Source organism: Streptomyces sp. NPDC026394 (assembly GCF_055567735.1).
The window spans coordinates 200,011-213,340 of record NZ_JBVHPX010000010.1; the positions used below are offsets into that span (position 1 = coordinate 200,011).

The following is a 13,330-nucleotide window of genomic DNA, read 5'->3' on the forward strand; positions in this document are numbered from 1 at the left end:
GGCCAGGGGGCTGGGGGCGCCCCCCGCCGCGGGGGGGGGGGGGGGGGGGGGGGGGGGGGGGGCCCCCGCCCCCCCCCCCCCCCCCCCCCCCCCCGCCCGCTTCTGCCCGGCCGGCTTCCCGCCCTCTGCCCGCCATCGCTCCGGCCCGCGCCCTCATGCCGCTGCCCACCCGCGGGGATCACTAGCGCCCGCACCATCCGGCCGTTCCCTAAGCTTCCGCGAACTTCCCTAACCTTCCCTATTGCTCCTCCGGGTAGGGAAGGTTAGAGTCCTTGCGTGAACGACCGCTTCTACTCCGTCGACCAAGTAGCCGAGCACTTGGGCCTGCACGTCCGCACCGTCCGCAATTACGTGCGGGACGGGCGGCTCGCCGCGGTCCGCATCGGCAAGCAGTACCGCATCGCGCACGAGGACCTGGAAGCCTTCACCGGCCGCCCGGTCCCGGCCGCCCCCGGGGAACCGGCCGGGGGGCCGCTGCACAGCGAGGTGTCGGGCATCGTGGAGATCGACGCGGTCGACCGCCGGACCGCCGACCGGCTGTCCACCCTCTTGACCAGCGCGGCGGCCCATCGCGGCCCCGGCGACCGGCCGCTGCGGATCGAGACGGTGTACGACCCGGAGCGGGCCCGGATGAAGGTCGTGATTCTCGGCGGTCTGGCGGACACGGCCCGGCTGTTCGACTACATGGAGGGAGTGCTCGACTCGTGAGCACGCGCACGGGCACCGACCCGCACACAGCCACGCTCTACAAGTCGGCGGCCGGGGAGCGCGAGATCCGGCGGCGCTACCTGGAAGCCCTGGACGACTGGCCCGTCTCCACCGAACGGATACGGGTGCCGACCCGCGAGGGCGAGACCTTCGTGCTCGTCTCCGGGCCGCCGGACGCACCTCCGGTGGTCCTGCTGCACGGCTCGGGGGCCAACGCGACCATGTGGCAGGACGATGCCGCCACCTGGTCGCGGCACTTCCGTACGTACGCCGTCGACGTCATCGGCGAACCGGGCCTGAGCGCGCCGTCCCGCCCGCCCCTGGCCTCCGACGCGTACGCGCGGTGGCTGGACGAGGTACTGGACGGACTGGGCATCTCGGCCGCCTCCTTCGTCGCCACCTCCTTGGGCGGCTGGCTGGCCCTGGACTACGCCACCCGCCGCCCCGGCCGGGTGTCCCGCCTGGCCCTGCTGTGCCCCGGCGGCCTGGGAAAGCAGCGGATGGGGCTGCTCTTCAAGTCCCTGCTGCTGCGGCCGTTCGGGCGCTGGGGGGTTCACCGGACGGTGCGCAGCGCCACGGGGCTGCACACGCCCGAGGCAAGGCCGGTCCTCGACCAGGTGGTGCTGACGTTCACCCAGTTCAAGCCCCGCAGGGATCGGCTGCCGCGGTTCTCGGACGACGCGCTGCGCGGCCTGGACGTCCCCGTGCTGCTGATCGCCGGTACCGACGACGCCTTCTTCGACTCGGCGGAGACCGCCCGTCGCGTACGGGAGAACGTTCCGGACGCGACGGTGCGGCTGCTGCCCGGGGTCGGGCACGCGGTCCTCGGGCAGACGGACGCTGTGGCGGAGTTCCTGCGGGGGTGAGGAGGCGCGGGGGCGGGGTACGGGGGCGCGGGTTACGGGCACGTCATGCGATGCCCGTCCACGCGTCAGCTCCGAACGCGCCCTTCACGTCGGACGCGACGGTGGCGGCGTCCACCGTGGCCTGGAGGGCGTACACGGTCGTCCTGCGAGGGCCGCGGACGCTGAGGTGGACCGGGCTGTCGCCGGGGTGGTCCGCGAGGATACGTTTCAGCTCCCGGACGGACTCTTCGGTGATCCGGTGGGCGGGGAGGGCCAGCCGCACGGGCGGGCGGCCGCCGTGCTCGGCGGAGGACACGTCCAGTACCGCGAGTTCCTTGCCGAAGACCTGCACGGTTCCGTCCCGCTCCTCGGCCCTGCCCCGGACGGAGACGACGTTGTCCTCGGCCAGGGCGTGCTGCACGAGCTGGTAGGCGGCGGGGAAGAAGAGCACTTCGACGGCGGCGTCGCGGTCCGTGAGCTGCACGACGGCCCAGGCGTTGCCCTGTCGGGTCACCTTGAGCTGGATGCCGGTGATCAGCCCCGACAGCCGCACCTCTGCGGTGGTGCGGCCGGAGGCGAGCAGTTCGGCGATGGAGTGGTCCCGGGCGCCGGCGAGGATGTGTTCGGCGCCGTCCAGCGGGTGGGCGGAGACGTAGAGGCCGAGCATGTCGCGTTCGGTCGACAGGAGCTGCCTGCGGGGCCACTCCGTGTCGTCGACGGGGAAGTCGAGACCGAAGACCGGCCCGCCGCCCCCGCTCCCGTCGCCGTCTCCGCCCAGACCGGCGAAGAGATCGCCCTGTCCGTGACTCGCCGCCTTCTTGACGGGGATGACCGCGTCGACGGCGTCCTCGTGGACGGCCGCGAGGCCCTTGCGGGAATGCCCCAGGGAGTCGAACGCGCCGGCCTTGATCAGGGATTCCACGGCCCGCTTGTTCAGTGCGGGCAGGCCGGCCTTGCCGAGGAAGTCGGCGAAGGAGGTGAACCTGCCTTCCCGGCGGCGCGCGTCGACGACGGCCGCGATGACGTTCTCGCCGACGTTGCGTACGGACCGCAGCCCGAACCGTACGTCGTCGCCGACGGCGGTGAACTCGGCGACGGACTCGTTCACGTCCGGCTGGAGGACGCGGACACCGTTCTTGCGGGCGTCGGCGAGATAGACCGCGGCCTTGTCCTTGTCGTCACCGACCGAGGTGAGCAGCGCGGCCATGTACTCGGCCGGGTAATTGGCCTTGAGGTAGGCGGTCCAGTACGAGACGAGTCCGTACCCGGCGGTGTGGGACTTGTTGAACGCGTAGCCGGAGAACGGCAGCATGACGTCCCACAGGGCCTTGACGGCTTCCTCGCTGAACCCGTTGCTGCGCATACCGTCGTGGAACTTGTCCCACTCGGCGGCCAGTACCTCCGGTTTCTTCTTGCCCATCGCACGGCGCAGCAGGTCGGCGCCGCCGAGGGTGTACCCGGCCAGCTCCCGGGCGATGGCCATGATCTGCTCCTGGTAGACCAGCAGGTGGAAGGTGTTGCCGAGGATCGGCTCCAGGGCGTCCCGCAGCTCGGGGTGGATCGGGGTGATCTCCTGGCGGCCGGTCTTGCGGTGCGCGTAGTTGGTGTGCGCGTCGGCCGCCATGGGGCCGGGCCGGTAGAGGGCGTTGACCGCGGCGATGTCCTCGAAGCGGGTGGGTTCCATCTGCCTGAGCAGGACGCGCATGCCGCCGCCGTCGAGCTGGAAGACACCGAACGTGTTGCCCTCGGCCAGCAGCCGGTACGTCTTCGGGTCGTCCAGCGGGATCACGACGGTGACCGGGTCGCCGTCCAGGGGGTCCACGGTGGCCAGGCTGACGCCCCGGTTCTCCCGGATGTTCTCGATGGCCTGGTCGATCACGCCCAGGTTCCGCAGGCCCAGGAAGTCCATCTTGACCAGGCCCATGGCCTCGCAGGACGGGTAGTCGAAGCCGGTGATCTTCACGCCGTCCGCGGCGCGCATGTGCAGCGGGATGCGGTCGGTGAGCTTCGTCTTGGACAGGATCACCGCGGCGGCGTGCACACCGGTACCGCGGGTGAGGCCCTCCACCCCGCGGGCGGTGTCGACGACCCGCCGCACGTCCGGCTCACTCTCGTACAGGCGCCGGATCTCGGCGGCCTCCGCGTACCGCTCGTGGGCGGGGTCGAAGACGGCGGCCAGCGGGGCCGGTTTGCCGTTCTGGTCCGGCGGGAGCGCCTTGGTGATCCGCTCGCCGTGGGCGTAGGGGTAGCCCAGGATGCGCGAGGAGTCCTTGATCGCGTTCTTGGCCTTGATCCTGCCGAAGGTGTTCACCATGGCGGTGTACTCGTCGCCGTACTTCTCGGTGACGTAGCGGACCATCCGGTCGCGCTGCCGGTCGTCGAAGTCGAGGTCCACATCCGGCGGGTTGATGCGCTCGGGGTTCAGGAACCGTTCGAAGAGCAGGCCGTGCTCCAGGGGGCACAGCTCGGTGATACGGGTGGCGTAGGCGACGAGGGAGCCGGTGGCCGAGCCGCGGCCCGGACCGAGCGGGATCCGGTGCTGCCGGGCGTGGCGGCAGATGTCCGCCACGACGAGGAAGTAGGAGCTGAAGCCCATCGGGCCGATGACCGACATCTCCGTCTCGAAGCGCTCCAGGATGTGCGGGGGCACCGGACTCCCGTACCGCATCGCGAGCCCTTCGAGGACTTCCTTGCGCAGCCACGACTCCTGCGTCTCGCCCTCGGGCACGTCCGGGAACCGCGGCATCTCGTCGACGTGGTCGAAGACCTCGTCGTAGGACTCGACGCGCTCGGCGACCAGCAGGGTGTTGTCGCAGGCCGCCGGCAGTTCCGCGAAGAGGGCGCGCATCTCGGCGGCGCTCTTGAGGTGGTAGCCGGAGCCGTTGAAGCGGAAGCGGTTCGGGTCGTCCTTGTTCTTGCCGACACCGATGCACAGCAGGCTGTCGTGGGCGTCGGCCTGGTCCTCGGTGACGTAGTGCGCGTCGTTGGTGGCCAGGAGGGGAAGGTCCAGGTCCTTGGCCAGGCGCAGCAGGTCCTCCCTGACCTCCCGCTCGATGTCCAGGCCGTGGTCCATCAGCTCCAGGAAGTAGTGCTCGCGGCCGAAGATGTCCTGATAGGCCGCGGCGGCGGCCCTCGCCTCGGCGTACTGGCCCAGCCGCAGGCGGGTCTGGATCTCGCCGGAGGGGCAGCCGGTGGTGGCGATGATGCCCTCCGGACGTCCGGCGATCAGCTCGCGGTCCATGCGCGGCTTCCCGGCGGGGAACTGGCCCTCGTAACTGGCCTGCGTACTGAGCCGGAACAGGTTCCGCAGGCCTTGGCTGTTCCGCGCCCACATGGTCAGGTGGGTGAACCGGCCGCCACCGGAGACATCCTTCGAACCCTCCCCGTCCGCGCCGACGGCACGCCGGCCTCCCGGCCCCCAGAACTCCTGCTTCCGTACGAACCGGGACGAAGGCGCCACGTACGCCTCGATGCCGATGATCGGCCTGATGCCCTCGAAGCCCTTGGCGACCTGCGCGAACTCATAGGCCCCGAACATGTTGCCGTGATCGCTCATGGCGATCACGGCATGCCCTGCCGGGCCACCTCGCCGAACATCGGCCGCAGCTTCTGCGCGCCGTCCAGCATCGAGTACTCGGTGTGATTGTGCAGGTGGACGAAGGAATCCGGCACCGGTGCATCGCCTCCGGGAGGGAGCCAAGGGGGGAGCCTGCCAAACCGCAGGTTGATCGCCGCACATCAAAGCGAGCGCGGAGAGCCTGGATCAAGCAACCAGGTGGCCGCCCATGCTCAACGATCGGTTGTCCGCCCAGGCCGTCCGTCCGCCTAGGATGTCGGCGTGGATCTCACTGCCGTACGCACCTTCGTCGCCGCCGCGGACGCGGGACAGTTCCAGGAAGCCGCCGCCGACCTGTCGATCACCCCGCAGGCCGTTTCCAAGCGCATCGCCGTACTGGAGAAGGACCTCGCCGTGCCGCTGTTCAGCCGTACGGCCCGCGGGGCCCGGCTCACCATCGACGGGCAGGCGTTCCTGCCGTACGCCCGTGCCCTCCTCCAGGCCGAGGAACGGGCCGCCGCCTCGGTACGGCCGGGGCGGCGGGCGCTGCGCGTCGACGTGATCGGCCGCCGGGTCTCGGTCGCCGGGCTGCTGCGCGGCTTCCACCGTGCGCATCCCGGGACCGAGCTCGACGTGGTGACCCTGTTCGACTCCGACGCGGCCATCGCCGCCGTCCGGTCCGGGGCCATCGACGCGACCTTCCGCGCCGTGACCATGCCGGGCCGGCGGCTTCCCGACGAGGTGCGGGCCACGCCGGTCTTCGACGAACCGCTGATGCTGTTCACCGGACCGGCGCACGAGTTCGCCACCGCCCGCGCGGTCACGCCCGCCCAGCTCGCCGGGTGCCGGATCTGGATGCCGGGCAACATGCCCGGCACCGAGTGGGCCGCCTACTACGACGAACTCGCCGCCGCCTTCGGTTTCACCGTCGAAGCGACCGGCCCCCACTTCGGTATCGAGCACCTCCTCGACACCATCGCGGCCTCCTCGACCCTGGCGACCTTCGTCAGCGAGCAGACTCCCCTGGTCTGGCCGGCCGGCCACGACCTGCGCAGCATCCCCCTGCACGACCCGACCCCGGTCTACCCGCACTCACTGGTCTGGCGCACCGACAACCCGCACCCCGCCCTGACCGCGCTGCGCGACCACCTCACGTCCGCGTACCCCGGGCCCCCCGAGAGCGGGGTGTGGATGCCGGAGTGGGCGCTTCAGGCCCGCAGCCAGGTGTAGACGGCGGTGCGGGCGCCGAACTTCGCGTAACGGCAGACCCGTTCCTTGAACACGGCCGCGGCGCGCCCGGCGAAGTAGAGCCGCCGCGCCGTACCGTCCCCGCGGTCGACCTGGAGCAGCCCGTCGCGGCGGCCCAGGCTCACCCCCTGCCCGGTGTACCCCATGGCGTACGGCTTGGCCCGGCGCCCCTGGACCGTCCGTGCCAGCGTGTCCGCCGCGTGTGCGCCCTGCGGCATGGCCGTCGCACAGGCCGCCCGCGCGCCGGGGACCGCCGCGCAGTCACCGACCACGAAGATCCGCGGATCGGTGACGCTGCGCAGGAATCCGTCGACCACCGCACGTCCGGCGCCATCCACCTCCAGTCCGCTACGGGCAGCCAGATCGGGCACGCTCCCGATGACCGCCCACAGCGTGAGGTCGGAGATGAACCGCCGGCCCGCCCGGAGATGCACCATGTCGCCACCGCCGTCCCCGGCGCCGGGGACGACCCGCGTGACCGTGTCTTCCACGACCTCCGCGCGCAACCGCTCCAGCCCCGTACGCACGCGCTTCCGCGCCCCCGCCGACAGGCTCGCGCCGATTGTCCGCCCCACGAGGCGCACACGGAGGTCGGGCCGCCCGAAGGCGATCTCGGCGGCCGTCTCGATGCCCGTCAGGCCGCCGCCGACGACGGTCACCGCTGCCCCGCCGGGCAGCTCGGCCAGCGCGGCCCGCGCCTTCTGCGCCCCCTCCCAGGTCCCCACCGCGACGGTGCCCGGCTGCGGTACGGCCGTGCTGCCCACCGCGAGGAACAGGTGGTCGAAGGCGAGGCTCGTCCCGTCGTCGAGAGCGACCTGCCCGTCACCGATCTTGTCGACGGTGCCCACCCGCGTCGTGATCCCTTCGCCCAGCATGGAGGCCAGCGGAACCGCCGCGGCTCCGGTCCCCGCGACCTGCTCGTGCAGCCGTACCCGTTCGACGAAGTCCGGCCGGGGGTTGAGCACCGTGATCTCCGCCGACTTCACCTTCTTGGCCAGCCGGTTCGCCGCGATCGTCCCCGCGTAGCCGGCTCCCACCACCAAGACCTTCATGTGCGCCTCCCGTTGTGTCGTCACTTCACACACGGGACGGCTCCGGGCCACGCATCTGTGACAGCGGGCCCGAGTGAACTGCGTCACCCGCGGCCGTCACGGGACGGAGCGCCGCGGCCCCTCCCCTACCCCGTCGACAGCCTCGTCCGGACCAGCGTCACGACTTCGTCGTCCGTGAGGCCGAGGGTGCGGGCCTCGGCCACCAGTTGGCCCACCTGTTCGGTGAGGCGTACGCGGGCCGGGGAGGCGTCGCCGGTCACCACGGCGCCACGGCCGCGGCGGAGTTCGATCAGGCCCTCGTCCTTCAGCCGCTGGTAACCGCGCAGCACCGTATGGACGTTGACGCCCAGGGACTCGGCGACCGCACGGGCCGCGGGCAGCCGTTCGCCGGACTTCACGGAGCCTTCGGCGAGCGCGCCGCGTACCGAGGCGGCGATCTGGTCACCGAGCGGGACCGGGGAGGTGTGGTCGACACGGAAGAGCACATCAGCCTCCTTGGCCGGAGCCGGTCGCGGGGGTCCGGGCCGCGAGCCCGTTCAGGAGTGCCGCCGCGGTGGCCGCGTCGTCGACGGTCACCACGAACGCGCGGCCGTTCGTCAGCCGCAGCGCCAGCGCCTCGCCGGCACGCAGCACGATGCCGCTGCGCCCGGACCGCATCCGGTACCCCCAGCCGCCGAAGTCGATCAGTGGGTTGATCCGCTGGACACCCGCTTCGGCCACACGGGCGAGGGGAATACGCAGACGGGGACGCGGTACCACGGGCGAGGCGACGGTCAGACCATGGTGGTCGACGGTGACCCGTACACCCGCGAACGCGACACAGAGCAGACACGCGACGGCGAAGGCGGCCGCCCCGGCCCAGCTCCCCGAGATGCCGATGAACACACCGGCGACGAGGAGCCCGGGGCCGAGGGCGAGCAGGGCGGGCGAACCGACGGTCCGCGACCAGCTCGCCCGCTCTCCGTCCGCGAGGGTGAGGGGCGGCGTGCTCCGTGACGGCCCGGCCACCTTGTCCGCCCGTACCCGGTCGGGTCCGGCGCACAGCCACCCCACCCCGCCGCTGAGTACCGCCACTCCCAGGGCCACACCCAGATGCTCCAGAGGAAGCCGGACCGCCGACGCGTCACCGGCGTCCGCGTTCGCCAGCAGGCTCGACACCCCCAGACAGCCGAACAGGCCCGCCAGTGCGTAGCCGACACCGATCGCCCAGCGCAGGGCGCCCGCCGCTCCGTTGTAGAGCACCAGTACGCCGATGACGACACCGAAGACGAGTGGCGTCACCGACCACGTCATGAGGAAATCGGAGGCGGCGGCCGCACCGTCACCGGTGCCGTCGGCGCTGAAGTGCACGGCCAGCGGGTCGGGCAGCCGGTCGCGCAGCGTCCAGAAGACCGTGGTGACGGTCGCGAAGGCGAGGAGGAACGGCAGTACGGCGATCAGCGCCCGCCCGGGGCGACGCGCATCGGGCGGCCCGACGGCGGATCCGGCATGCACGGCATTCATGAGCACCCCCATCATTGTTTGCCTAGTAATAGAACAACTATAAGCCCGTCACGGATCAGCCGGTCATGGAGCCACCCCGCCGAAACCGGACCGGCACAACACGCCCTACCCCCACCCGACTGTTCGCCGATCTCATATCTGAGATACCGTCTTGCTCATGGCAGACGACTACCTCGTACGTATCGGCAGGCTCATCCGCGACGCGCGGCAGCATCGGGGCTGGACCCAGACGCAGCTCGCGGAGGCGCTCGGCACGAGCCAGAGCGCGGTCAACCGCATCGAACGCGGTAACCAGAACATCAGCCTTGAGATGATCGCGAGGATCGGCGAGGCCCTGGACAGTGAAATCGTCTCGCTCGGGTATGCGGGACCCATGCACCTTCGCGTCGTCGGTGGCCGGCGCCTGTCCGGAAGCATCGACGTCAAGACGAGCAAGAACGCGTGCGTGGCGCTGCTGTGCGCCACGCTCCTCAACGCGGGCCGCACCACGCTGCGCAGGGTGGCCCGCATCGAGGAGGTCTACCGGATCCTGGAGGTGCTGGGCAGCATCGGCGTCCGCACCCGCTGGATCAACGACGGCAACGACCTGGAGATCGTGCCGCCGGCCGAACTCGACCTGGACGCCATGGACACGGAGGCGGCGCGCCGCACCCGTAGCGTCATCATGTTCCTCGGTCCGCTGCTGCACCGCATGGACCACTTCAAGATCCCGTACGCGGGCGGCTGCGACCTCGGCACGCGGACGATCACGCCGCACATGACGGCGCTGCGCCACTTCGGCCTGGAGATCACCGCCACCGAAGGCACCTACCACGCGGACGTGGACCGCTCCATCTCCCCCGGGCGCGCGATCGTGCTGACCGAGCGCGGGGACACCGTCACCGAGAACGCGCTGCTGGCCGCGGCCCGCCACGACGGCGTCACCGTCATCCGCAACGCCTCCTCCAACTACATGGTCCAGGATCTGTGCTTCTTCCTGGAGGAGCTGGGCGTACGGGTCGAGGGCGTCGGCACCACCACGCTGACCGTGCACGGCGTCGCGCGCATCGACCGCGACGTGGACTACGCCCCGTCCGAGGACCCCGTCGAGGCGATGAGCCTGCTGGCGGCAGCCGTCGTCACCGAGTCCGAACTGACGATCCGCCGCGTCCCGGTCGAGTTCCTGGAGATCGAACTCGCCGTCCTGGAGGAGATGGGCCTCAACCACGAACGCAGCGCGGAGTACGCCGCCGACAACGGCCGCACCCGCCTGATCGACCTGACGGTCCGCCCCTCCAAGCTCCAGGCCCCCCTGGACAAGATCCACCCCATGCCGTTCCCCGGCCTGAACATCGACAACGTCCCGTTCTTCGCGGCCATCGCGGCCAGCGCCCAGGGCCAGACCCTGATCCACGACTGGGTCTACGACAACCGCGCCATCTACCTCACCGACCTCAACCGCCTCGGCGCCCAGGTCAAACTCCTCGACCCGCACCGCGTCCTCGTCGACGGCCCCACCCGCTGGCGCTCCGCCGAAATGATGTGCCCGCCGGCCCTGCGCCCCGCGGTCGTCATCCTGCTGGCGATGATGGCGGCGGAAGGCACGTCCGTCCTGCGCAACGTCTATGTCATCAACCGGGGTTACGAGGATCTGGCGGAGCGGCTGAACTCGATCGGGGCGCAGATCGAGATCTTCCGCGACATCTGACGGGACGGTGCCGCCGCGCCCTGCCTGACCTGCATGTATGCGGGTCAGGAGGGGGTGCGGCGGCTCCTCTGGTACTACGGCGCCACCCCGCGCTTGGAGTTCACCGGCCGGGGCCGGCTTCCGCTCTTCCTTTACCGGCGAGAAGCTCACCGAGAGTCGGGGCCACGAGGCCGTCGCGACCGCCCTGCCCGCGGTCTGTGCGGGCGCCCGCTGTTCACCTGCGTTCCCGTACGGGACGCCCCGCCGCGCCACCACGTGGTCGCCGGGGGAGTCGCCGGCCTCGGCTCGGCCGGCCTGGAGTCCTTCGCCAGGGACATCGGCACCGCCCTGCGTCGCGTCGAACACCACTGGCTGTAGCGGCCGGGACATACTCGACCACCTGGCAGAGCAGGGGCTGCTCACGACCACCACGGAACCGGGGTTGACGCTCGTCCCCGTATCGACCGGGGCCGGTGCGGCCCGATGAGCGCGGCGACAGCACGTTCCCAGGACCGTACGGCTCTCTCGCTCACCACCTCCGACGGCCCCGAACTCGCGCTTCACCACCGGGCGCCCCGGCGCCCACCCACCGCGGCCGTGTTCCACCTCTGGCCAATGACACCCTGACGGTCCGTCACTTCACCGCGTATACCGCTCGGTGAGGGTGCGTGCACCTGCGCGGCGGAACCTGGGACACGGCGTCGGCCGTGCGTCCGCTCTTGCTCAGCCGGTCGCGTCTGGGCCAATCAAAGCTGTACGAACCAGAGTCCGGGCGACAGAGACGGCGGCAGGCCACTCCTCCGTTCGAGCGAGTCGCCCCACGCGGTATGCCCTCCGTTCAAAGATCCACGGCGACCCACAAGATCTGCGGCAGCAGACCACCCTTCTCTTACTCGGCCGACGGCGCCGAAATGGGCAAACTCATGGTCGCAGAAGGGCTCGGCGCCGCCGTCCTACCTGACTACAGCGTGCACGGCGATCCACTGGAACGAAGCGGCACCATCACCTACCGCCCCCTCGCCGACGACAACACCGGATTCCGCGTCGTGCTCCAGCGACGTCACGCACACATGGCACGCACAGCCGCGCACGACCTGCACAGCACCCTTGTACGCCAAGCCGAAAGGCGACGCGCAAACCTGCCTGCACGAAGGAAAAGACAACGATGAGATCTTCGTCGCCCCCCGCAGGCCGCGTCTTCAGCGAGGCGCCGGGGATCAGCCATGCTCCGACAGATCCGATGCCTTGTGGCGAGAAGGATCCGAGCAGACACAGGGGCTGAACAGACGGAAAGGACGAGCCGAAAACCCGCGCAGGGACGCTTGAACCCGCGCAGGGACGCTTGCGCGCACTGGCCGGGCGCTGTGGTCTGCCCGTTTTGGTAACCTTTACTTACCAGCCCTGGTAAGTAAAGGTTACCAAGGAGGTAGTGTCATGAATCCGGTCCCTCAGCAGGCCCTTGAAGCGGTCGGCCGGGCCCGCGACACCGAACTGGCGGTGCGCATCGGCAACAAGGCCCGCGCCGCGCTCGCCCACGAACGCACCGCCTTGGCGGCCCTGGCCGCGGCCGACGCCGGCGCCTCTCACCGCGCCATCGCCGCGACGATGGACATCTCCCATGTCGCCGTCGGCGCCCTGATCGCCAAGGCCCGGGCGCTTCCGCCTCTCGTGGAAGGACGCGTCGGCCGCAGCCCGCTGGACATCGCCATGCGCTACGCCGCCGGCGAGATCGACCGGGACACCCTCGTCCAGGCGCTGGCCACCTGGCCCTACGCCCCGCGCGCGCTCCCTGTGGGACTGCCCGACGGCGGGGCCGCGCTGCCGGTACCGGGCGCCTTCGACGAGGTGCGCGGCGCACTGGAATACGGCTACATCGACCAAGACGTGTACGACGCGATCCTGCGCCGTCGCGCTGAGCAGCGGTAACGCCCGGACCGAGCTTCCTGGCGCACCCGGAGAAGGTGTCCGCAACGGGGCGGTGGTCGTTGCGCAGGGTGGCGGTGTCACGCTGCCTGCCCTGATCTCCAGGCAGCCCAGGCCCTCAGCCGCCGCCTGACCGGTCCATACCTCGACGGCCTGTCGGCACGAAGGCGCGCTGTCGAAGGCTCTCCGGCTGCTCTGCTGGGCGACGGGGTCCAGGCGAGCGGCCCCGTCGGTCAGGCCGAGGCGGCCTTTTTGGCCCTGGTGGCTCCGCCACGGCCACGCAGGGTCACACCGGATTCGCTGAGCATCCGGTGCACGAATCCGTAGGAGCGGCCGGTCTCTTCGGCCAGCGCCCGGATGCTCGCTCCGGAGTCGTACTTCTTCTTCAGGTCTGCCGCGAGCTTCTCGCGCGCGGCGCCGGTCACCCAGCTGCTCTTCTTCAGAGTCTCGACCACCTGTGCCTCCTGGAAAGTGTGCTCTGTACTGTCATTATTTCGCCTCCCGGCCTTCCTGGTCACCCATTCGGCGCGGTCCGTAGGACATCGTTTGCCGTCATGGCGCTGCATTGGCCTGCGGAATTGGAGGGGTCGCCCCCCCCGCGGTCCGGCTCGCGCATTCCGAGCGAGCAGGCAGGCCGAAAGGGGGCGGTATGTCGGCCCGCCTGTCCGGCCGTACGCAGGCGGGGCTTGGTGAACCAAGGATGCGAGGCCGGGGCAGCAGCCTGGGCATGCTGTTACCCCGGCGGTATCATACCGATAGGACATTCAGCCCCGGAAGGCGTGCTTGATCTTTTCCTTGGCTTCCCGGAGGTTTCCCTTCACCTTGTCGC

General features: G+C 70.7%; 11 protein-coding genes and 1 pseudogene. 7 read left to right on the forward strand and 5 right to left on the reverse strand.

Annotated features, from left to right (window positions below; genetic code table 11):
* Positions 1-276 precede the first annotated feature (276 nt).
* Together ACZ4QV_RS23685 and ACZ4QV_RS23690 are read left to right on the forward strand one after the other, a co-directional pair.
* Complete coding sequence (locus ACZ4QV_RS23685; RefSeq protein ID WP_361592397.1) at positions 277-708, forward strand: helix-turn-helix domain-containing protein; 432 nt, start codon at positions 277-279, stop codon at positions 706-708.
* Complete coding sequence (locus ACZ4QV_RS23690; protein WP_361592395.1) at positions 705-1,574, forward strand: alpha/beta fold hydrolase; 870 nt, start codon at positions 705-707, stop codon at positions 1,572-1,574. The genes ACZ4QV_RS23685 and ACZ4QV_RS23690 overlap by 4 nt, the downstream gene beginning before the upstream one ends.
* Positions 1,575-1,617: 43 nt before the next feature.
* Here the strand turns inward: ACZ4QV_RS23690 and dnaE are convergent.
* Positions 1,618-5,225: pseudogene (gene dnaE / locus ACZ4QV_RS23695) on the reverse strand (DNA polymerase III subunit alpha).
* A 166-nt stretch (positions 5,226-5,391) separates the two neighbouring features.
* On the opposite strand from dnaE, the gene ACZ4QV_RS23700 reads away from it, so the two are divergent.
* Positions 5,392-6,339: a LysR family transcriptional regulator gene (locus tag ACZ4QV_RS23700; protein WP_361151330.1), complete on the forward strand. Its 948-nt coding sequence runs from the start codon at positions 5,392-5,394 to the stop codon at positions 6,337-6,339.
* Here the strand turns inward: ACZ4QV_RS23700 and ACZ4QV_RS23705 are convergent.
* From ACZ4QV_RS23705 to ACZ4QV_RS23715, 3 genes are all read right to left on the reverse strand, one after another.
* A complete protein-coding gene (locus ACZ4QV_RS23705) occupies positions 6,318-7,409 on the reverse strand; it encodes an NAD(P)/FAD-dependent oxidoreductase (protein WP_467763378.1) in 1,092 nt (363 codons plus the stop codon). The two genes, ACZ4QV_RS23700 and ACZ4QV_RS23705, sit on opposite strands and share 22 nt — an antisense overlap.
* Before the next feature lie 125 nt (positions 7,410-7,534).
* Positions 7,535-7,894, reverse strand: coding sequence for a GntR family transcriptional regulator (locus ACZ4QV_RS23710; RefSeq protein ID WP_361592389.1), 360 nt, complete (start codon positions 7,892-7,894; stop codon positions 7,535-7,537).
* Position 7,895: 1 nt separating this feature from the next.
* Complete coding sequence (locus ACZ4QV_RS23715; RefSeq protein ID WP_361636427.1) at positions 7,896-8,912, reverse strand: DUF1648 domain-containing protein; 1,017 nt, start codon at positions 8,910-8,912, stop codon at positions 7,896-7,898.
* 157 nt (positions 8,913-9,069) lie between these two features.
* On the opposite strand from ACZ4QV_RS23715, the gene ACZ4QV_RS23720 reads away from it, so the two are divergent.
* The 4 genes from ACZ4QV_RS23720 (at position 9,070) to ACZ4QV_RS23735 (ending at position 12,504) form a co-directional block, all read left to right on the forward strand.
* Positions 9,070-10,599, forward strand: a complete 1,530-nt coding sequence (locus tag ACZ4QV_RS23720; RefSeq protein WP_361151321.1) for a helix-turn-helix domain-containing protein — start codon at positions 9,070-9,072, stop codon at positions 10,597-10,599.
* 33 nt (positions 10,600-10,632) lie between these two features.
* Positions 10,633-10,956: a hypothetical protein gene (locus tag ACZ4QV_RS23725; protein WP_361592385.1), complete on the forward strand. Its 324-nt coding sequence runs from the start codon at positions 10,633-10,635 to the stop codon at positions 10,954-10,956.
* Positions 10,957-11,405: 449 nt separating this feature from the next.
* The gene (locus ACZ4QV_RS23730) at positions 11,406-11,747 is read left to right on the forward strand and encodes a LysR substrate-binding domain-containing protein (protein WP_467763379.1); all 342 of its coding nucleotides are present in this window, start codon (positions 11,406-11,408) and stop codon (positions 11,745-11,747) included.
* A 265-nt stretch (positions 11,748-12,012) separates the two neighbouring features.
* Entirely contained in the window at positions 12,013-12,504 is a 492-nt protein-coding gene (locus ACZ4QV_RS23735; RefSeq protein WP_361636424.1) for a hypothetical protein, read from the forward strand.
* A gap of 230 nt (positions 12,505-12,734) precedes the next feature.
* Here ACZ4QV_RS23735 and ACZ4QV_RS23740 read toward each other — a convergent pair whose 3' ends face one another.
* Entirely contained in the window at positions 12,735-12,956 is a 222-nt protein-coding gene (locus tag ACZ4QV_RS23740) for a helix-turn-helix domain-containing protein (RefSeq protein ID WP_467763380.1), read from the reverse strand.
* Positions 12,957-13,330 lie beyond the last annotated feature (374 nt).

What these genes read in the sequence shown, in the direction of transcription:
- ACZ4QV_RS23705 (WP_467763378.1), bottom strand. Translation starts at nt 7,409, where the DNA reads ATGAAGGTCTTGGTGGTGGGAGCCGGCTACGCGGGGACGATCGCGGCG.
- ACZ4QV_RS23715 (WP_361636427.1), bottom strand. Translation starts at nt 8,912, where the DNA reads ATGAATGCCGTGCATGCCGGATCCGCCGTCGGGCCGCCCGATGCGCGT.
- ACZ4QV_RS23720 (WP_361151321.1), top strand. Translation starts at nt 9,070, where the DNA reads ATGGCAGACGACTACCTCGTACGTATCGGCAGGCTCATCCGCGACGCG.
- ACZ4QV_RS23725 (WP_361592385.1), top strand. Translation starts at nt 10,633, where the DNA reads ATGTATGCGGGTCAGGAGGGGGTGCGGCGGCTCCTCTGGTACTACGGC.
- ACZ4QV_RS23730 (WP_467763379.1), top strand. Translation starts at nt 11,406, where the DNA reads ATGCCCTCCGTTCAAAGATCCACGGCGACCCACAAGATCTGCGGCAGC.
- ACZ4QV_RS23735 (WP_361636424.1), top strand. Translation starts at nt 12,013, where the DNA reads ATGAATCCGGTCCCTCAGCAGGCCCTTGAAGCGGTCGGCCGGGCCCGC.